At 60.2% G+C, this 19377-nt stretch carries 17 protein-coding genes; 7 read left to right on the top strand and 10 right to left on the bottom strand.

The features are described 5' to 3' along the window. Positions 1 to 27 precede the first annotated feature (27 nt). Positions 28 to 1053, top strand: a complete 1026-nt coding sequence (gene ruvB, locus ACZ500_RS24045) for a Holliday junction branch migration DNA helicase RuvB (protein WP_464229962.1) — start codon at positions 28 to 30, stop codon at positions 1051 to 1053. Between the two features lie 137 nt (positions 1054 to 1190). On the opposite strand, the gene ACZ500_RS24040 is transcribed toward ruvB, so the two are convergent. From ACZ500_RS24040 to ACZ500_RS24025, 4 genes are all read right to left on the bottom strand, one after another. Further along, entirely contained in the window at positions 1191 to 2564 is a 1374-nt protein-coding gene (locus ACZ500_RS24040) for an amidophosphoribosyltransferase (RefSeq protein WP_464229961.1), read from the bottom strand. 109 nt (positions 2565 to 2673) lie between these two features. Beyond that, the gene (locus tag ACZ500_RS24035; RefSeq protein ID WP_464229960.1) at positions 2674 to 2853 is read right to left on the bottom strand and encodes a hypothetical protein; all 180 of its coding nucleotides are present in this window, start codon (positions 2851 to 2853) and stop codon (positions 2674 to 2676) included. After that, positions 2837 to 6037, bottom strand: coding sequence for a carbamoyl-phosphate synthase large subunit (carB, locus tag ACZ500_RS24030; protein WP_464229959.1), 3201 nt, complete (start codon positions 6035 to 6037; stop codon positions 2837 to 2839). The genes ACZ500_RS24035 and carB overlap by 17 nt, the downstream gene beginning before the upstream one ends. Before the next feature lie 318 nt (positions 6038 to 6355). Then, positions 6356 to 6853 (bottom strand): ferritin-like domain-containing protein, encoded by a 498-nt coding sequence (locus ACZ500_RS24025; RefSeq protein ID WP_464229958.1) that lies wholly within the window; start codon positions 6851 to 6853, stop codon positions 6356 to 6358. Positions 6854 to 7123: 270 nt separating this feature from the next. Between ACZ500_RS24025 and gpmA the strand changes: the two genes are divergently transcribed. Next, positions 7124 to 7876, top strand: a complete 753-nt coding sequence (gpmA, locus tag ACZ500_RS24020) for a 2,3-diphosphoglycerate-dependent phosphoglycerate mutase (protein WP_464229957.1) — start codon at positions 7124 to 7126, stop codon at positions 7874 to 7876. Here the strand turns inward: gpmA and ACZ500_RS24015 are convergent. After that, positions 7873 to 9609 carry an aminotransferase class V-fold PLP-dependent enzyme gene (locus ACZ500_RS24015; RefSeq protein WP_464229956.1) on the bottom strand — a complete coding sequence of 579 codons (1737 nt, stop codon included), beginning with the start codon at positions 9607 to 9609 and terminating at the stop codon, positions 7873 to 7875. The two genes, gpmA and ACZ500_RS24015, sit on opposite strands and share 4 nt — an antisense overlap. A gap of 532 nt (positions 9610 to 10141) precedes the next feature. Here ACZ500_RS24015 and ACZ500_RS24010 point away from each other — a divergent pair. Both ACZ500_RS24010 and ACZ500_RS24005 read left to right on the top strand, forming a co-directional pair. Then, positions 10142 to 11329 carry a M24 family metallopeptidase gene (locus ACZ500_RS24010; protein WP_464229955.1) on the top strand — a complete coding sequence of 396 codons (1188 nt, stop codon included), beginning with the start codon at positions 10142 to 10144 and terminating at the stop codon, positions 11327 to 11329. Between the two features lie 110 nt (positions 11330 to 11439). Further along, positions 11440 to 12102 (top strand): exosortase H-associated membrane protein, encoded by a 663-nt coding sequence (locus tag ACZ500_RS24005; RefSeq protein WP_464229954.1) that lies wholly within the window; start codon positions 11440 to 11442, stop codon positions 12100 to 12102. Here ACZ500_RS24005 and ACZ500_RS24000 read toward each other — a convergent pair. The 3 genes from ACZ500_RS24000 to ACZ500_RS23990 all read right to left on the bottom strand — a co-directional run bounded on the left by ACZ500_RS24000 (position 12089) and on the right by ACZ500_RS23990 (position 13950). Further along, positions 12089 to 12706, bottom strand: a complete 618-nt coding sequence (locus ACZ500_RS24000) for an L-threonylcarbamoyladenylate synthase (protein ID WP_464229953.1) — start codon at positions 12704 to 12706, stop codon at positions 12089 to 12091. The two genes, ACZ500_RS24005 and ACZ500_RS24000, sit on opposite strands and share 14 nt — an antisense overlap. Positions 12707 to 12732: 26 nt before the next feature. Continuing rightward, entirely contained in the window at positions 12733 to 13233 is a 501-nt protein-coding gene (gene purE, locus ACZ500_RS23995; RefSeq protein ID WP_464229952.1) for a 5-(carboxyamino)imidazole ribonucleotide mutase, read from the bottom strand. A gap of 84 nt (positions 13234 to 13317) precedes the next feature. Next, a complete protein-coding gene (locus ACZ500_RS23990) occupies positions 13318 to 13950 on the bottom strand; it encodes a DUF3786 domain-containing protein (protein ID WP_464229951.1) in 633 nt (210 codons plus the stop codon). 449 nt (positions 13951 to 14399) lie between these two features. Between ACZ500_RS23990 and ACZ500_RS23985 the strand changes: the two genes are divergently transcribed. The 3 genes from ACZ500_RS23985 to argC all read left to right on the top strand — a co-directional run bounded on the left by ACZ500_RS23985 (position 14400) and on the right by argC (position 17478). Continuing rightward, the gene (locus tag ACZ500_RS23985; protein ID WP_464229950.1) at positions 14400 to 15119 is read left to right on the top strand and encodes a Smr/MutS family protein; all 720 of its coding nucleotides are present in this window, start codon (positions 14400 to 14402) and stop codon (positions 15117 to 15119) included. A gap of 146 nt (positions 15120 to 15265) precedes the next feature. Further along, entirely contained in the window at positions 15266 to 16312 is a 1047-nt protein-coding gene (locus ACZ500_RS23980) for a DUF933 domain-containing protein (protein WP_464229949.1), read from the top strand. Positions 16313 to 16416: 104 nt separating this feature from the next. Next, on the top strand, positions 16417 to 17478 hold the full coding sequence (argC, locus tag ACZ500_RS23975; RefSeq protein ID WP_464229948.1) for an N-acetyl-gamma-glutamyl-phosphate reductase: 1062 nt from the start codon (positions 16417 to 16419) through the stop codon (positions 17476 to 17478). A gap of 177 nt (positions 17479 to 17655) precedes the next feature. On the opposite strand, the gene ACZ500_RS23970 is transcribed toward argC, so the two are convergent. Beyond that, positions 17656 to 18522 carry an ATP-binding protein gene (locus ACZ500_RS23970; RefSeq protein ID WP_464229947.1) on the bottom strand — a complete coding sequence of 289 codons (867 nt, stop codon included), beginning with the start codon at positions 18520 to 18522 and terminating at the stop codon, positions 17656 to 17658. Continuing rightward, complete coding sequence (locus ACZ500_RS23965) at positions 18519 to 19373, bottom strand: ATP-binding protein (RefSeq protein ID WP_464229946.1); 855 nt, start codon at positions 19371 to 19373, stop codon at positions 18519 to 18521. The genes ACZ500_RS23970 and ACZ500_RS23965 overlap by 4 nt, the downstream gene beginning before the upstream one ends. Between the last annotated feature and the right edge of the window lie 4 nt (positions 19374 to 19377).

Raw genomic sequence — 19377 nt, 5'->3', positions numbered from 1 at the left:
AATCTATAGGATCACCGGCGTAAACCCATGCCCGAAAGAATCATCGACCCTCTATGCCAGCCGGACGAAAGTCCGGCGGAACTCAGCCTGCGGCCGCGCAACCTGGATGAATATATCGGGCAGGACGAGATGAGGCGCAACCTGCGCGTCTTCATCGAAGCGGCCAAAGGCCGAGCGGAAGCCCTGGACCATGTCCTGTTTCACGGCAGCCCGGGCCTGGGCAAGACCTCCCTCGCACACATCATCGCGAATGAGCTCGGGGTCAACATCCGCAGCACGTCCGGCCCGGTCGTGGAAAAGGCCGGGGATCTCGCCGCTATCTTGACCAGCCTCGACCCTCACGATGTCCTCTTCATCGACGAAATCCACCGTTTAAACCACGTCGTCGAAGAAATTCTCTACCCGGCGATGGAAGACTATGAACTCGATCTTATTATCGGACAGGGCCCTTCCGCCCGAACCATGAAGATCCCCCTGCCCCCCTTCACCCTGGTGGGTGCCACCACCCGCGCGGGGCTCCTGACGCCGCCCCTGAGGGACCGGTTTGGCGTAATCCTGCGGCTCGATTTCTACAAGCCGCAGGACCTGCACAGGATCATCATACGCTCGGCCGCCATCCTTCAAATACCGATCGAGGAGGACGGCGCGCTCGAGATCGCCGGCCGTTCCCGCGGCACACCGCGGATCGCCAACCGCCTGCTGCGCAGGGTCCGTGATTTCGCACAGGTGGAAGGGGAGGGTATCGTTACCGGAAAGCTGGCCGGCGGTGCGCTCGACCTGCTCGAGGTCGATCGATGCGGCCTCGATAAGATGGACCGGACCATTCTCCTGACGATCATCGAGAAATTCGAAGGGGGACCTCTCGGGCTCGAAAGCCTGTCGGCCGCGGTCAGTGAAGAAAAAGGGACCCTGGAAGATGTCTACGAACCGTACCTCATTCAGGAAGGCTTCATCAAGCGCACGCCGCGGGGCAGGGTCGCCACGGCCAAGGCCTATCGCCACCTCGGCCTGGATAGAGACCGGCGTGCAATACGGCAAGAGCGGTTTTTCTAAACGCCCAGGCAGACCGCGGCCCCTTACTCAGGGCGATGTCCGGCATCCGGTCCGCCGCGCTAAAGGCGGCCGAACTGCCCTCTTCCGGGGCCCGCGACACCTCCGACCGGCAGAGAGATACCGTTGGAGTTCGAACCCTACTCCGGATGCATGCCATTCCAGCATTTCAGGCAGAGTTCCCCTTCCGGGATACCCAGCGCCGCCACAAAGTCATCCAGGCTGTTGTACTTGACCGAATCGGCCCCGATGTTCTCCGCCACCCAGTTTTCCAAGGCCCGCAAATCGTCCATGCACGCAATATTCCCCTTCGGGATGTACTTCCGCGCGGCCAGTTCGTCGTAGCTGCGGGTGGAAATGCCGAAGTCGCAGGGGTACATCAACGGCGGGCAGGCCACCCGGACATGGACCTCCCTCGCGCCGGCCTGCTTCAGATCCTTGACCTTGTGAAGGATCTGGGTTCCCCGCACGATGGAGTCATCGCAAAGGATAATCCGCTTGCCCTTGACGGCGTAGCGAAGAACGGAAAGCTTGCGCTTGGCCATCTGCTCGCGCGCCATCTGCGTCGACTGGGTATAGCTTCGATCGGCATAGCGGTTGTAAAGAAAAACCTCCTGGTAGGGGACGGAAGACTGGATGTGATATCCGATGGCATGCCCAATCCCGCTCATCGGCACCGGGGCGACGATGTCGGCCGTCAGACCGCCTTCGTCCAGGTCGCGCTGCGCCAGTTTGGCACCGATCCGATTGCGGGCCTCCTGCACGTAAACCCCCTCCAGGATGGAATCGATGCTTGCCGTATAGGCCCATTCGAAGGCGCAGTAAGCAGGCCGGGGCGCCGGCAGCTGCTTCAGGGTCTTGAATCCGTTCGGGCTGACGAGCACGATCTCCCCCGGCCGAACATCCCTCACGAGTTCCATATCCAGATTGTGGAGGGCCCGCGACTCCGAGGAGACGGCGAACCTGCCCTCCCCGCGCCCGAGGCACAAGGGCCGGAAACCGGATACGTCGCGCGTCGCATAAACCCCTTCCTGAGAGAGCACCACCAGGGAGTAGGCCCCTTTGACCTTTTCCGCCAGGGCGGCAATCCCCGAGACGAGATCGCCGGCGTTCAGGATGATCATGGAGATGATCTCGATGTGGTAGCCTTTGTAGAAGACCATGCCACGCGCCATCATCTCCTGCATCAAGGCCTTGGCATTGATGATGTTTCCGCTGAAGGCCAGGGCGACCTCACCCAGCTTGGAACGCCACATGACGGGCTGCCTCTCCTTGAGGCTCACGTGCCCGATACCCGACCGTCCTTTCAGATACGCGATATCCGTATCCGTCATGGTGTTCGCCACCTTGCCGTAATGCGTAACCTGCAGGATCCCCTCATCGCCGTAAGTCGCCATGCCGCAGTATTGCTGGCCCCGATGCTGCAGAAAATCGATCCCCTGGTAAATATCCTGCACGCAGGCATCGGGAGAGCAAATCCCGAAAAGCCCGCAGTTTTCCTGAAAATTCTTCATCCTTTCACCGTTCCTCCCCGAAACACCCGGCTCCCGACCCAGCGGACATCCATCCGAAAATGAGTGTTCAGCTCGATCAGGTTTCTATCCCGGAAATGAGGATTTTCCTTCACAAGTTTCGCTCGCTCAGTCCCACCCCTTCGGGGCGGGTCCCGGTTTGGCCAATATCGAGGCAATCAAGTGTTTGTGCGGAGGCGACCTGCAGGTCGCCGCACAAGCAAACATGCAGATTGACGCCGAAATTGGCCAAAAAGACCCTTTCCGGAAGGAAACTATCGGATGTCGGCATGATACGCCTGCAACGACTTGACAGCCCCGTGCCCCCGCCGGACGGCCGAAATTCCGCGGGCCGCGGCCAGCGCCGCAGCGAGGGTCGTGATATAAGGCACCCGGTACTTGATGGCAGCCTTACGGATATAAGAATCGTCGTGCTTGCTCAACTTTCCGCTCGGCGAATTGATCACCAGCTGGATCTCGTTGTTCTTGATGGCGTCCACGATGTTGGGACGGCCCTCATGCATCTTGAAGATCCGCTGCGAGGGGATGCCGGACTCCTCCAGAAACCGGCAGGTCCCTTCGGTCGACCGGATGCTGAATCCAAGTTTGTGGAACTGACGGGCCACCTCCAACACCGCCGGCCGATCGTTTTCGGACACCGTAATCAGCACCGCACCTTCGGAAGGCAGGGTCTGCTGCGCAGCTTCCTGCGCCTTGAAATAGGCCAACCCGAAGGAATCCGCCATGCCGAGCACCTCTCCGGTCGACCGCATCTCCGGTCCGAGGATCGGATCCACCTCGGGAAACATGTTGAACGGAAACACGGCTTCCTTGACACCGAAATGCGGGATGGCGCGGGGCCGGATATCGAGATCGCCCAATTTCTTCCCCAGCATGAGTTCGGTCGCAAAACGGGCCATCGGGATGTTGCACACCTTCGAAACGAGCGGGACAGTCCGGGAGGCGCGGGGATTGGCCTCCAGGATATAGACCGAGTCCTCGGCGATCGCGTACTGGATGTTCATGAGCCCCACCACCTTGAGTTCCACGGCGATCCGCCTGGTGTACTCATAAATGGTGTCCAGATGCTTGGCAGGGATGCTGATCGGCGGGATGACGCAGGCCGAATCGCCCGAATGGATCCCCGCGAGTTCGATATGTTCCATAACGGCCGGCACGAACGCGCTTTCGCCGTCCGCCACGGCGTCCGCCTCCGACTCGATGGCGTTTTCGAGGAACTTGTCGATGAGAATGGGGCGCTCGGGACTGACATCCACGGCGGCCGCAACGTAGCGGCGCAGCATCTCCTCATCGTGGACGACCTCCATCGCCCGCCCGCCGAGGACGTAGGACGGCCGAACCATCAAAGGATATCCGATCCTGGCGGCCACATCGAGCGCCTGTTCCAGGGTGCTGGCCATGCCGGACTCGGGCTGCGGGATGCCCAGATCCTGCATCATGTGGCGAAACCGGTCGCGATCCTCGGCCAGATCGATCGTATCCGGCGAGGTCCCGAGGATCCTGACCCCGGCCCGCTCGAGTTCATTGGCGATGTTGAGCGGCGTTTGCCCGCCGAACTGGACGATCACCCCTTCGGGTTTCTCCTTTTCATAGATGCTCAGGACATCTTCCACCGTGAGGGGTTCGAAGTAGAGTTTGTCGGACGTATCATAATCGGTCGAAACCGTCTCGGGGTTACAGTTCACCATGATGGACTCGAACCCGGCATCCCGCAGGGCAAAGGCCGCATGCACGCAGCAATAGTCGAACTCGATCCCCTGCCCGATCCGGTTGGGCCCGCCGCCGAGCACCATGATCTTGCGCCTGTCGCTGACAGGGACTTTGTCCTCTGCGTTATAGGTGGAGAAATAATAGGCCGCATCCTCGACACCGCTGACCGGCACGGGCTCCCAGGCCTCGGTCATTCCCAAGGAGATGCGTTTCGAGCGCAGCGACTCCTCCGACACGCCCAGCAGCCCGGCAAGGTAACGGTCCGAAAACCCGTCTTTTTTCGCGCGCATCAGCAGATCGTCCGGCAGGCTCTTCCCTTTCCATGAAAGGATTTCTTCCTCCAACTGCACCAGTTCCCGCATCTGCTCGATAAACCATGCCTTGATCTGGGTCTTCTGATGCAGGACCTCGATCGATGCCCCTTTGCGCAGGGCCTCATACATGATGAACTGCCGCTCGCTGCTGGCCTCCGCCAGCCTGTCCATCAGATCCTCGAGCGGCCTCTGATGAAAATCCTTGGCGAAACCGAGGCCGTACCGGCCGATCTCGAGAGAACGGATGGCCTTCTGGAACGCCTCCTTGTATGTCTTGCCGATGCTCATGACCTCGCCCACGGCTCGCATCTGCGTCCCCAGACGGTCCTCCGACCCCGGAAACTTCTCGAAGGCCCAGCGAGCGAACTTCACTACGACGTAGTCCCCCGAAGGCGTATACTTCTCGAGGGTCCCTTCGCGCCAGTAGGGCAGCTCATCGAGGGTGATTCCGCCCGCCAGCATGGCCGAGACCAGCGCGATCGGGAAACCGGTGGCCTTCGATGCCAGCGCCGATGAACGGGAGGTCCGGGGGTTGATCTCGATCACCACCACCCGGCCGGTCTCGGGATCGTGGGCGAACTGGATGTTCGTGCCGCCGATTACCTGGATGGCCTCCACGATGTCGTAGGAATATTTCTGCAATCGCTGCTGAAGCTCCGGGGCGATGGTCAGCATCGGCGCCGTGCAGTAGGAATCGCCGGTGTGGACACCCATGGCATCCACGTTTTCGATAAAACAGACGGTGATCATCTGGTTCTTGGCGTCGCGGACGACCTCCAGCTCCAGTTCCTCCCAGCCGCGCACGGACTCTTCCACCAGGATCTGGCCTACGAGGCTCGCCGCGAGGCCCCTCCCGGCGATGACCCTGAGTTCCTCGACATTGTAAACGTGCCCGCCGCCGGTGCCCCCCATGGTGTAGGCCGGACGGATCACCACCGGGTATCCCAGCTCATCGGCGATCTTCTCGGCCTCTTCGACGCTGAACGCAGGCTTGCTGCGGGGCATTTCGATCCCCAGGCGGTTCATGGTCTCCTTGAAGATGATGCGGTCTTCCCCCCGCTCGATCGCATCCACCTGAACCCCGATGACCTTGACGCCGAACTTCTCGAGGACGCCCGCACGGGCGAGTTCGGAGGACAAGTTGAGGCCCGATTGTCCGCCCAGATTGGGCAGGATGGCGTCGGGGCGCTCTTTTTCGACGATCTCGGCCATGGTCTGCAGGTTGAGCGGCTCTATATAGGTCGCATCGGCTATCCCGGGATCCGTCATGATCGTAGCCGGGTTGGAGTTGACCAGCACGATTTCGTAGCCCAGTTTGCGCAGGGCCTTGCAGGCCTGTGTACCGGAATAATCGAATTCGCAGGCCTGGCCGATGACAATGGGCCCCGATCCGATGATCATCACCTTCTTGATGTCGTCACGTCTTGGCATACTTATCTCCCTGAAAATAGGTTCTCCCGCCACGGTTCAAAGCCCGCCCTCTTCCGCCGTACGCTGTCTTTCGGGCCTTCCTGCCACCGACGGACGGCGCCCTTATTCACCTGAAAAAATGGGTTGGAATGCTGAAACCCACGGAGTCTGAGGAGGCTGAAGCCCTGATCGGGTGTCATGAACGGAGTCGGATCACCGCACGGCCCAGCTGCAACCTGCCCTCTCCGGCCCTGCCGGAAAGCGCTGAATGCCGTTGACCGACGCGGATCAGGATAATAGAGGATCCAAATTTTGGGTGGAGCTAATATAGAAAAGGGCTCAGGGCCTGTCAAGCGGTTTGAGCGGATCCGAAACGAAGGCTTCGAGCATTTCAACATGCTGGTTTTCTTCATTAATAATCTTTTGCAGACCTTTTGAAACAGCCGGGTGGGCTATAGCCGCCTGGATCATCTGATAAAAGAGGATGGTGTCCCTTTCGAATTCGAGGGCGGCTCCCAGAACCTCCCTGACGGTGTCGACCCGCCCGAAATCCACCTCAGCCAAAGAAAACCGCTGCTCGCCCAGGATATCTCCGAGGAGCCGGCGTCCAAAATCCCGCAGGGATTCATCCCGTGTTTCGTCGGCGCATTCCTTCTTGAGCGCCTCGAACCAGTCCACATGCTCCCGCTCATCGGCGGCCAACTTTTCCAATACGCAAACGATGTCCGGACGTTTCGCCCCTCGGGCCGCCTCCGCATAGGTGCGCTCCCCGTTCCGCTCGATCTGGATCGCCAGATCGACAATCTCCCCCAACTCGAACATACGGCCCTCCTTCATGAAAATTCGGATGGAAGCAGACGCCCCGCGCCGACCCGCAGATCAGCCCGTCACTCGAAACACCCGCCTCTCTGTAAGAAACCCCATGAAAACCGATGATTCGATATCCTATCCACCGGAGAAGCGTTTCCAGGCGGACGACATGCCCCCTCCGCCCTCCGATGAATCCGTTCAGGAGGTACTATTCTCTTGCCAATGTCCGGAATTTATGGTTTTTATGCCTCAGAAACCGGCGCAAGGCCGACCCACGACGTTTCAAGGAGAATCCTCATGTACACACTCGTTCTGCTCCGTCACGGAGAAAGCCTCTGGAACAAGGAAAACCGCTTCACCGGCTGGGTCGACGTGGACCTGTCCGAAAAGGGCCTGGCGGAGGCCCGCGAGGCCGGCAGAATTTTGCGCGGGGAGGGTTTCACCTTTGACTTCGCCTATACTTCCCTTCTCAAACGCGCCATTCGAACCCTGTGGATCACCCTTGACGAAATGGATCTCATGTGGATCCCCATTCGGCAGAACTGGCGTCTGAACGAGCGCCACTACGGAACCCTGCAGGGGTTGAACAAGGCCGAGACCGCCGAACGGCACGGAGAGGCCCAGGTACTCATCTGGCGCCGCTCCTACGATATCCCGCCCCCGCCGCTCAGCCGCGAGGATCCTATGTACCCCGGCAGCGACCCCCGCTACAGGGACATCGACCCCGCTGAACTCCCGTTGAGCGAGTGCCTCAAAAATACCGTCGATCGCTTTCTGCCGTATTGGTCGAACGTGATCGCACCCACGATCCAGGAGGGCAAGCGGGTCATCATCGCCGCCCACGGCAACAGCCTGCGGGCCCTTGTAAAATATCTGGACGGCATCCCGGAGCAAGACATCGTCGGGCTGAACATCCCCACGGGCATCCCGCTCGTCTATGAACTCGACCGGCAGATGAAACCCCTCAGAAGCACCTACCTGGGGGACCCGGAAAAGGTCAAAAAGGCTCAAGAGGCCGTCGCCAACCAGGGGAAAAAGCGCTCCGCTTAGGCCCGGGCCTCCCTCTGCTCGGCGGTTTCCTCAGCGATCCTGCCAAAAGCCGGCAGGAATTCTTTCCAGATCTGCATCCCGATCCGGTTTTGCGTGCTGACGATCTCTTCGAGGATCTGGCGGTTCGTCAGCGGGTTCACCAGGACCGCCCGCAGTACGACGATATTCTGAGGCCTGTAGCGCGTGGATTCGAGGGTCGTGCGGGAAACGAAGGTGCTGTCGTCCCTTCGGAGGGCCTTGTGCAGCTTGATATTCAGCCCGTTGATCAGATGGTTGAGCTTGCGGATCTTCTGCTCCAGTTCCTTGACCTCGTCCCTGCAGTTTGGAGAACAATCCCGCAGGACCCCCTGCAGGGTGCGAAGCCTTTCCTGGGCGGCCTCCGGAATGAACCGGTAAGCGAGGATAAACAACTGGGGCTTGCTGATGGTCTCGAAGTTTCCGCAGTGGTCCAGGATCTCCTTCAGCCGTTTGGTGGAAAGCTGCGCCTGCTTGAACAACAGCCCGTAGCCGTCCCGCCCCATGATCTTCAAGGCGGCCCAGGGTTTCAGGCAGGCGAAGGGCCGTGAACCCTCGATCGTGAACCGTCCTGTATCCACCGAATTTCTGCGAATGACGTACTGAGAGGAATGTCGGATCACATGGAGGTCCCTCTCACTCCGGAAGAGGACCATCCCCATTGTCATCGGGCAATAGAGCAGTTTGTGCGCATCGATGGACACCGAATCGGCCTGCTCGATCCCCTTGAAGAGCGTCCGGTACTCGTCCACGAGGAGGGCGGAACCACCCCAGCAGGCATCCACATGAAAATGCGCACCCACCTCCCTCGCGATCTGCCCCAGTTCGGCCAGATTGTCCACGTTGCCCGTCTCGGTCGTCCCTGCGATACCGATCACCGCCATCACCTTTACCTTTTCCTTATCCTGCTGGAACTGCCTGATTCGGCGGCGCAGCTTGCGCAGATCGATGCGGTTGCACTCATCCACCGGTATGGTGACGACGTTTTCCTCGCCGATGCCGATGATACTCGCCGCCTTTTTGATCGAATAATGGCCGCGGGTCGACACCAGCACCACGGCTCGATCGAAGCCATAATGGCTCAGAGCCCGGCCTATTCCGGCGCCCCTCGCACCGGGAAAATCCCCATCGGGGGGGAAGGCCTTTTCCCGCGCCACCAGCAAGGCCGTCAGGTTGGCAATGGTCCCGTCGGCGGTGACATTGCCCAAGGCCACCCGGGGGTCCTGGATGTGCTTCTCGTAAAAACGCTCCCGGCGACCGAAGACCAGTTGATGCATCCAGGCGATGATTTCCCGCTCGACAAAGCTCGATGCCTTTGCCGTCTCTATCTTGACCTGATTCTGATTGAGGGCGGCGATGATCATTTCGAGCAGGATCATGAAGTAAGGCACCGCGCTGATCATGTGCCCGATATAGTAAGGATTGCCGACCTTGACAGAGTGTTTGATAATCTTCTGCTTGATCTCCGCCAACACGTCTTTGATCAATTGGGGTTTGTCAGGGACCGTTGTCTGATTGAAAATCCGGGTCAAATCAGGCAGACTGATGCTGCTGTGGATACCGCCCTTTTCCTGAAAAAATTCGTGAAGCATTTCCAGCAGTTCACGGCCGAACTCGATGAACTTGTCCGGCGAATCGGGCATGATGAAAAGTTTTCTGAGATATTCCAGGTTTGCCTTAACCGTTTTGGGCGCTTTATCCATGACGATGTCTTTCATCCAGGAGAGGCATACCAACCTTTTCGATGGCAAGGCGCAAAAAACTTGGAAATGGCCCTTGCCCCCATACGCCTTCAAAACGTATGATACGGTCGGGTTTTCTGCGGGGCAGGGAAACCGGCAGACGCCCCGAGGTTCCAGAGCGTGAGTCAGAAGAGCCGCCTCCGCTTCGGGGCGTGAGCGGCCCTATTCCTTTGTACATGCAATCTGTGAAAAAATCCCGCAGGAAACTGCAGGCGCCAAAGGGGCTTTCGACCCCGCCTGCCGGCGGCGGCCGCCCCTTTTCCGCTCAAACCGGGGGGATCCCCTGAAGCCGTGGGCTCGTCGGATCCAGCTTTGGATCGAACATCGGTCCGTGCCTGGTGAACAGCCTTCCTTAGGGCCCTTAACGTCGCAAACGCCTGCATTCTCCGTGGCGGCGCGGATTTTCACCAACCGGGACGCACCTGGGGCAGGTCTGTATTATCGAGTGTTTTGATATAATGAAATTTTGGCTTAGAAGTCAAGCCTCTTGCCGATCAGGGAGAAATCCATGCAAACGTTCTCCATGCGTAGTGAAATCGCGGGCCGGATCGCCCGCCTCCAGACCATGCTCGACACCAGTGGACTCGACGGCGCATTGCTGGTTGAAAAAGTCGATGTCTTTTACTTTTCCGGGTGCGACCAGGACGCGCACCTTTGGATCCCGACCTCCGGGAAGGCGCTCCTCATGGTGCGCAAGAGCATCGAACGCGCCAGGCAGGATGCGCGCCTCGACGCGATCGTGCCCCTCGGCTCCTTCTCCCAACTTCCCGACCTGATCGACGGCCACCAGCATTCGCCGCCGCGGCGAATCGGTCTGGAACTGGATGTCCTGCCGGCCAGGCTCTATCTGACCTACATCAAACACTTCCCGCAGTGTACTTTTGAAGACGCCACCAGCCTCGTACGCCGCGTGCGGATGATCAAATCCCCTTATGAAATCGATTGCATCACCCGAGCGGCAGCCATGGCGGACAACCTGCTGGCCCAAGTGCCCCTTATCATTCGAAACGCACCGACCGAATCCGCATTGGCCCTCGAACTGGAGGCCTGCTACCGCCGCATGGGGCACCCTGGCATCCTGCGGACGCGGGCCTTCAACTCAGAGTGCTTCTATGGACATGTGCTCGCCGGCAAGAGTTCGACTGCCCCGAGCAACGCTCCCGGGCCGACCGGGGGCGAAGGTCCGGGTCCATTTTATTCCCAGGGGGCCGGCCACGGCCCCATCCGGCCCCACGAACCAGTCATTGTCGACTACACCGCCAATGTGAATGGGTATGTCGCAGATCAGGCAAGAATCTTTGCCATCGGGTCGTTGTCGGAAAAATTCCAGCGCGCCCACCGTGTCATGTGCGATATTCAGAACGCCGTCGCACGGCGGGCGCTGCCGGGGACCCCCGCCTCGGATCTGTATGATCTGGCACTTCAGATGGCGGACGAGGCCGGCCTTTCGAAAGGATTCATGGGCTACCCCGAAGCGGTCCCTTTTGTGGCCCACGGGGTCGGGCTCGAACTGGACGAGTGGCCGGTGATCGGGCGCGGGATCCCCATGACTCTCAAGGAGGGGATGGTCATCGCGATGGAACCGAAATACATCTTCCCGGGGGAAGGGGTGGTCGGAATCGAAAATACGTTTCTGGCCACCCCGGACGGCCTTCAAAAGCTCAATCATTTTCCGGATGAGATCTGTATCGTCTGACATGCAAGAGATACCGCGCGGCGAAATCTCTCAACCGCCGGAACGGCCGGGGGGGGTCATCCTCCCGCCAGCAGGAACGGGCGACGAACGGCCAGAGCAGGAAAGGACCCATGCGAAAAAACACAGCCAAGAAGAAGCTCGCGGCCGGATCTCCGCCCGACAGAAAGAAAAGGATCCTCACGGCGTTTCTGATCTTTCTCGTCGCCTATCCTCTCTGCCTCGTCGCGTGGATAACCCTCCTCAAGCCCACCTACGGCGGCATCCTGGGCGAAACCGGCACCTATCTCGCGGCAGCGACCTTCCAGACCCGGCTCGAAACCTTCAAGAAGGGAAAAGAGGTCCTCGACATCGTTCACGCCAAACCTGTCCTGACCCCCGAAGGCGTAGCCGACACCGTCATCCAGCTCAAGCTGAACATCTCCAATTTTTCGTTCAACCTGCCGCTCACGTTGGCAATCATGATTGCCCTCACACCGATTTTCCGATGGCGTCCGATGCATTTCTGCGAGGCCATCGGGTTGATCATCCTCGTCCACCTGCTCTTCGTCTACTTTTTCAACGCAGCGCATATCTATGGCTACCTGACCAATCTGAGGGTCATCGAACCCTCTGCGGTGAAAACTGCCTTCTGGGAATTTTCCTGGACCTTCATAGACAATCTCGTCATCCGCTTCGAGCCCTTTCTGGTCATCGTGTACCTGTGGCTCCGCGAAAGGAAACGGCTGTTGCAGCATAGCGTCACCCCGGCCCCGCGGGGCGTTAAGCGCCGATGACCTTCATCAACGCCTCCTCGGAGATCATGCCTTCCCGCAGGATCTTCGGTGCATCGCCGCTCACATCGAGCACGGTCGACGGCGCCAACCCCGCTGTCCTGCCTCCATCGAGGATCAGATCCACATGCCCTTCCAGTTGGGCCGCCACCTCCCGGGCATCGACGCAGGGAGGAGAGCCGGACCGGTTGGCGCTCGTGCCGGTCACCGGCCCGCCCAGGCCGGCCGGCAATGCCGCGGCCAACGGGTGACTGGACCAGCGGATTCCGATCTTACCGGTGCCCGCGGTCAGCAGCCTGGAAACGGAAGGATCGGCGTCGAAGACCAATGTCAACCCTCCAGGCCAGAAAACACGCATCAAGCGCCGTGCAAGCGGAGAGACACGCAGGGCCAAACCCTCCGCCGCCGCGGCCCCATCGACCAGGATCAGCAGCGGTTCTGCGGAGTTGCGCCCCTTGGCGGCATAGAGACTTCGCAGAGCGGCCTCATGACCAATATCCGCGGCCAACCCGTAGAAGGACTCGGTCGGAAAGGCCACCAGGCCCCCTCTCCTGAGGACCTCCAGCGCGCGCGCCAAGGCGGGGTGACGCTCATAAGGCGGCTGCACCGCAACGACCTCAGTCGTCCGAACATCTAAAGACCCCAACGATCTTCGTTCCGCTCCGCCGCGGCGGTCATCTCCCGGCGGTACTCCATGAAGCGCCGGGAAGTCTCACTGTCCTGCAAGGCCAGGATCTGGACCGCGAAAAGGGCCGCATTCTTCGCCCCCCCTCCGCCGATCGCCATCGTAGCGACCGGCACGCCGGGCGGCATCTGGACCGTCGCCAGAAGCGCATCCAGCCCTTTGAGCGGGGAAGAGTCGATGGGCACACCGATGACCGGCAGGAGGCTGTTGGCAGCGAGGGCTCCGGCCAGATGCGCGGCCCAGCCGGCTCCGGCGATCAGGACCCGAAGGCCTCTCCCGGCAGCTCCCATCGCATATTCCTGAGCCCGTTGGGGCGTCCTATGGGCCGAGAGGATCTTCACCTCGCAAGGTATTTCCAGGTCCTGCAGGGTCTGGACGCACGGCAGCATCACATCGCGGTCGGATGCGCTCCCCATGACCACGCCCACCAGCGGTTTTTCTCCTGACATAGATCGACCTTTCCAGACGGCTTCGGCCGCCGAAAACGGTTTCAAGGATTCGTCCCGGGCAGCGCGACAGCGCCGGTCCGGGAATCAGGCCTGCTTTGCCATTCCCACCAGGGGGTAGATGATCATCCCGCAAAGCCAGGCAATATCCTCGGCCGAAAGAGCGCCGATGATGCTCCGATCGAAGAGGATGTTTCCCTCAGGCGGAAACTCGTCGTCTCCCTGCCACAAAATCAGCAGCACCGGCAGCCCCGGCAGGGCTTCGACGATAACGGACGCATCCCCTTCTTGCGCCTGTTTTCCGTTGTAGGCCTTTTCCGCCAGTGTCACCAGGCGCTCCGGCTGCTCACCAAAGGTCTGCACCATGGGGTTCTTGGCCCTCCGCAAAAAGGGATCCAGATAAAACTTGCCGTCGGGGATCTCCTGATAAGCGACCCATTCCCCGCTCGGCGCCCCCGGGCCGGTCCCTTCCAGAAAATGCAGCAGAAGGACCTGCTGCTGGATGGGGAGTTCTTCGCCGGTCTCTTCATAAACCGGCAGAACCTCGGGCCAGCAGACCTTCACCGAGCGGTTGAGGAAATGGATGAACAGACACGGGTCATGGCCCTCCGCCCATTCAATGCGCCCTCCGGTCCTGTCCGCCACCCGCTTCGGGTTCATCTCTTTCAGGGCGTTCCTGGCGATCTCCGCCGCCTTCTTGTAGTCGTCAACACGTGCCATATCGAACCTTTCCCGGGAATGCCACTCTGTCGGTTCCTCCCGTTTTCCTCCCGCAAGGGGTTTGTTCGCTGACCTCTTTGATCGGCCGGCGGCGCCGACCGCCGGAGCGGCCCACAGCCGCACCACAAACCCTCGTTTTTCGCAACCGCAACCGGATATTCCATCTGGGGCCCTGCCTGACGGCTCCTTTCAAACCCCACCCACCAGGTCCTCTTGCCCGCCCTGGCCCGGACAGGGGACCGACCCCTCATTGAACCACCGTTCGAAAGAAGGCCCGTTCGCCTGTCAGGAAATCACAGCAGACCAGCACGCCCTATCGGGTGCATGCCGCTTTAGGTCCTGACAGGTCGGGATGGAAGTGTTATAGTTTTATTTAAGGCATGATTTCAAGCCCCTTTTGTATAAGCAAAAGGGATGCCATATTCACCAGACGATGCGTATTCGAACCTATGCCGCGCAAGAGAAAGAAAAAACGGACGGCGCCCACTCCGGGCGCGGAAAAATCCCTGGACGGGCCATTCAACCCGGTCCTGGACATCCGTCCCAAACAGCGCCAGCCAAAAGAGCCTCCGACCCCGGTTGCTGCGGCCCCACCGCAGGCGCCCCGGGAAATCCCGGACGAGACGGATATTTTTCTCCGTGCCATGACGGACGTCAAACCCCTGGTGCGCGCAAAGGCCATTGTCACACCGCAGCCGGACCCGCAGCTTCGTCCGCCGCATGCCACGCGGGACGACGAACTGGAGGTGATGGCGCACCTCTCCGACCTGGTGAGCGGCGCGGCGGAACTCGACATCACCTTCAGCGACGAATACATCGAAGGGTGCGTCCCGGGATTCAGCCGCAAACTCATGCTGCGCCTCAAGCGCGGCGAATTTCCCGTTCAGGATTACATCGACCTGCACGGCCTGACGAAGCAGGAAGCGGAAACGCAGCTGCGGGATTTCCTGATGCGCAGCCACCAACTGGGGCTCCGCTGTGTCCTGGTCGTCCATGGGCGCGGATTGAATTCCGAGAACAACATCCCGGTGCTGAAGGAGCGTCTGCCCGTGTGGCTCAATCGCGGCAGTGTGAAACGCATCGTACTGGCTTTTTCGACCGCCAGACCCTATGACGGCGGTACGGGCGCCATCTATATCCTGCTCAGAAAATGGCGCAGCGGAAGCTGACGGATCGACTGGCGCATTGATTTTCACAGAACGCCTTGTTATAAGGTTCCGGTGCAGATGACCCCCGCCGGCAGGCAAGAAACTTGCGTCCGGCACGCAATGGACCCGGAACGCCCGGACAAGGCCCTGAGGATAGTTTAAGACTTATGAAACTCGGCATCATCGGACTTCCCGAAGCTGGCAAAGCGACGGTTTTTGCGGCACTGACCGGCGCCAGGGGCGACAGCCCCGGGCAGAGTGCCGGCGCCTCGGACCCGCGGATCGCAACGATCACCGTTCTGGATCAGCGGATCGACTATCTGAGCGACATCTATCAGCCCAAGAAAATCTCCCAAGCGCGGATCGAATACCTACTGCCCTCGGAGATCCCCTCCGTAAAGGCGTCCAAGGCTGAAAGAGCACTGTGGTCCCAGGTCCGCAACTGCGACGCCCTGCTCCACGTCGTCCGGAATTTCCCGGCCTTGGACGGAGCCCCGCCCGAGAGCGAAAAGGACTTTCGGCAGGTCGAGGAAGAGATGATCCTAAACGATCTCGTCGTGGTGGAAAAGCGGCTCGAACGGCTGGAACTCGATCGCAGGCGCGGCAAACCGCCGGAAGGGAAAGAACCTGAACGGCTGGGCGCCTGCCGGGCCATTCTGGAGAAAGGCATAGCGCTCCGCTCGGACCCGGAACTCGCCGAGGCGCAGGAACTGCGGGGCTTCACGCTCCTTTCGGCCAAACCGATGCTGATCATCCTCAACAACCAGGACGAAGACGAGACCCTGCCGGAGTGGTCCACGGACCCCACCGGCGCCGACCGGATGGTGGTGCGCGGCCGTCTCGAAGAAGACATCGCCCACATGCACCCCGAAGAGGCCGAGGAATTCCGCGAGGCCTATCATATTGCGGAATCCGCACTCGACCGCGTGATCCGGCGTTCCTTCGAACTCCTGAACCGCATCTCGTTTTTCACGGTGGGCCCGGACGAAGTCAAGGCCTGGCCCATCCCGGACGGCACACCCGCCCTCGAAGCGGCGGGCGCGATCCATTCCGACATCAAGCGGGGCTTTATTCGGGCCGAGGTGTTTCATTTCGACGATCTCAAGGAAAAAGGCTCTTTTCTCGAATGCAAAAAGGCGGGTCTGGTGCGTCTCGAAGGAAAGGATTACCGCGTGAAGGACGGTGACATCATTACCTTCCGTTTCAATGTCTGAGGGTTTTCCGCGGCCGACCTTGCCCCGATCCGGGGTGATTGGACGAACACCCCGGCGGTGCCCCGCCGGCCTGAACCGTTGAACCATTTACGAGGTCTCTCAATATGAAAAAGATCCAGGTAGGCATCATCGGCGCCGGCGGATACGGCGGCTGTGGCGCCGTAGAACTTCTCAACCGCCATCCTGCAGCTGAAATAGCGGCCCTGATCGACCAGCAGGATATCGGCAAGGCTATCAGCGACCTCTATCCCCACCTGACCGGCTTCTGCGACCTCCCGCTGCGCAACCCTCAGGATCCGGACCTGCCCGAGCATTTCGACGTAGTCTTCTTCGCCACCCCGGACGGCGTCGGGCAAAAAGGGGGGCCGAACTGGCTTCGGAAAGGCACCAAGGTCATTGATTACAGCGGCGATTTCCGCTTCAATGACGCCGACACCTACGCCGGGTATGCCGCCCGGATCGGAAGGACCGAGCCCCACGCATCGCCGGATATCCTGCCCAAGAGCGTTTACGGCCTGGCGGAACTGCATCGCGACGGCATCTCGCGATCCGATCTGGTGGGGAACCCCGGCTGTTTCGCGGTCAGTTGCATCCTGGGCCTGGCCCCGGCCGTCAAGGAAGGCCTGATCGATCTGGATGGCATCATCTGCGACGCCAAGACAGGCGTCTCCGGCGCCGGGAAAAAGCCCTCGCCCACCTTCCACTACCCCGCGCGCTACGAGGCCATGAACGCCTACAAGGTTTCCGGGCATCAACATGTCTACGAAATCGAAAGGGAACTGGGGCTCCTGGCCGGCACAGCGGTCACCATCACCTTCACACCCCATGTCGTTCCCCTGTGCAGAGGGATCCTCTCCACCATCTACGGCAGTCTGAAGCCCGGCCGAAGTCTTCCGCAGGTCCTCGACGCCTACCGTTCCTTTTACGGAAAAGACATCTTCGTAAGGGTCTTCGGCCCCGAAAAGCCCCAAAGCAGTATCAACGTGCGCGGCAGCAACTTCTGCAACCTGAGCGTCAACATCGATGAGAGAACCGGCAAACTGATCGTTGTCAGCCACATCGACAACCTTGTCAAGGGCCAGGCAGGCAGTGCCGTACAAAACATGAACATCATGTTCGGGCTGGATGAAAACACAGGTCTGATGAACCCCGGCATCTTCCCGTAAAAGCATTTTGAGATGGCCGGATTCGCCAGGGCTCTTGATCCTCCCCATGGCGAAAAGCTCGGTAAAGGGTATGCGGCTGAGGGGGCCCCGAGGGTCCTCTCAGCCTTCAGGAGGGAGATGCAGAGAGAAGAACGATGACTCGCCGACCGGGAAGGCCGGTAAACATCCGAGGCCGGTTTACAAACCCAGAACCTCGGAACACTGCTTCCAGATGGATCTTACGCTTTCGACCGCCTCCGATCGCTCGTCATATTCCACAATGGTCTGGCCTACGACCATGGACCGGGTAAACACCGGGTCGAAGGGGATGCGGCCTAGGACCGTAATCCCGTTTTCGCGCGCGAAGGTCTCGATACCTTCCGCCTCTTCCGGATTGAGATCGTATTTGTTCACACAAACCATGGCCGGGACCCTGAAGTGGGCGGCAAGCTGCGCTACCCGCATCATGTCATGCCGCCCTGACACCGTAGGCTCCGTGACGATCAAAAGCCCTGCAGCCCCCCCGATCGCAGCGATGACGGGGCAGCCGATCCCCGGAGGGCCGTCCGTCAGGATCAGCCCGAGATTTTTTTCTTCGGCGATCCGTTTGGCCTCCTGCCTCACGAGGCTGACCAGCTTGCCGGAATTTTCCTCGGCAATCCCCAACCGTGCATGCACCATGGGTCCATAGCGGGTCTCCGATACGAACCAGTCCCCGCACCGGTTCAGTGGAAAATCCACCGCCTTCTCCGGGCAGAAATAGACGCAAACCCCACACCCTTCGCAGTCGATCGGGTCGACCTCGAACGCTTCGCTGATGGCTTCAAACCGGCACAACTCACGGCACAACCCGCACTGCGTGCATCGCTCCGGCACAATCACCGCCGTCCGGCCGCTTTCAAACCCATGGCTTTCTTCGACACGCGGAGCCAGAATCAAATGGAGATCGGCGGCATCCACATCCGCATCCGCCATGACCTTTCCCCCTGCCAAGGCGGCAAAGGCCGCCACGAGGCTCGTCTTGCCTGTTCCTCCTTTGCCACTGATAACCACCAGTTCCTTCATGCCGACACCCCCTTCCTTGCAGCCGCATCCTCGATATCCCGATAGAGTTGCACAAACCTCTCCTTCCAATCGGGGAATGCCTCGACTACTGGAATCCCACGGGAGTAGGCCTCGGCGATCCGCCGCTCGAACGGGATTTCCATCAGGATGGGGATGTCTTCTTTCTTGGCATAATCATAGACCTTCCGATCGCCAAGGTCCGACCGGTTGATAATGAGGCCGCACGGGATGCCCAGAACCCGCACGGCGCCTACCGCCAGTTCCAGATCATGAAGGCCGAAGGGTGTCGGCTCCGTCACCAGGAGGATGAAATCAGCCCCTTTCATAGCGGCGATCACCGGGCACGACGTGCCGGGGGGCGCGTCGATGATGGTCAAACCGTCCACAGGGGCCTTGGCTCTGACCTTTTTGATCAGCGGAGGCGCCATGGCTTCTCCGATCCGCAGCCGGCCGTGCACGAAACGGATGCCGTTCCGCCTGCCCTCTTCAATGACACCGAGTTCCCGCGCCTTTTCGCTGATCGCCTTCTCCGGGCATACCTCCATGCAACCCCCGCAGCTGTGGCAGAGTTCCTCGAAAGGCAAAACCGTCTCGCCGATCACGATGATCGCCTTGAACTGGCAGATCTCGCCGCACTTGCCGCACAACGTGCATTTGCTCTCGTCGACCTGAGGAACCGGGGTCGTCGCAACCTCGGGACTGCCCAGATCCGTCTGCAGAAAAAGGTGTGCGTTTGGTTCTTCTACATCACAATCCAGAAATACAAGGGGTTCGTCCAGGGAAAGGGCCAGATTGGTCGCGATAGTGGTCTTGCCTGTTCCCCCTTTTCCGCTGGCTACGCTAATAATCATGTCT

The sequence above is a fragment of the Desulfatiglans parachlorophenolica genome, assembly GCF_055394735.1.
Note: the sequence above shows the minus strand (reverse complement) of the source record. Positions and strands in the feature narration are given on the sequence as shown.